The following is a 697-nucleotide window of genomic DNA, read 5'->3' on the forward strand; positions in this document are numbered from 1 at the left end:
AAACCTGTCCTGGTGATGCGTGACACCACCGAAAGACCCGAAGGCTCGAGGCAGGTACGGTCAAACTGGTCGGTACTGACATCGATCGAATCATTTCGGAAAGCTTCCGCCTTCTGGACGTCGACGATGCCTACCAAGCCATGGCCCGGGCCATCAATCCGTACGGAGACGGCAAAGCCTCGCACCGTATACTGGCCGCCATCCGTTTGGGTCTCCCATTTTTCTGATTGAGTCTGTGAAAAGTATCTCAATGCTTTTCGGTTGGGCCTGGTGCCCACGCCATAATGATTTGGTCATTGATGGTGGTCAGGCGGCCGCCATGTCTGAGACCAAGCTGCTTTTCCCCGACGGCGCGATGCCAGCGAAGCTAAGTACGGAGGCTGGCAACGCTGAGCTAAAGCAGCGCTATCGGGTAACGAACTGGCCGGCGTACGACCGTTCGCTGCTCAATCGGGGCCAAGCCCGGGCTGCAGTACTCGGAAACGGCCATCCAGACCTCTCATGAGATCTCGATGACGATCCAGGGCCGATCACGCCAAGAGCCGACGTATGTCGTGGCCCACTCGCCCGGCATGAAGATTTTCGGCGAAGGCGAATGGAGCGTACGTCCGCACAGAGTCGGCAAGCGTAGCACCTGGTGCCAGCTCCACTTGGCCGTCAACGAGAAGACCACCAAGAACATCATCGGTGTTAATGT

General features: G+C 57.7%; 2 pseudogenes. Both read left to right on the forward strand.

The features are described 5' to 3' along the window. Positions 1-227, forward strand: a pseudogene (locus E4Q23_RS20975) (UDP-N-acetylglucosamine 2-epimerase); the annotation flags it as partial. A 128-nt stretch (positions 228-355) separates the two neighbouring features. Next, positions 356-697 (forward strand): annotated as a pseudogene (locus E4Q23_RS24320) (IS5/IS1182 family transposase); the annotation flags it as partial.

Source organism: Candidatus Accumulibacter phosphatis (genome assembly GCF_012939955.1).
GTDB classification, from domain to species: domain Bacteria; phylum Pseudomonadota; class Gammaproteobacteria; order Burkholderiales; family Rhodocyclaceae; genus Accumulibacter; species Accumulibacter delftensis.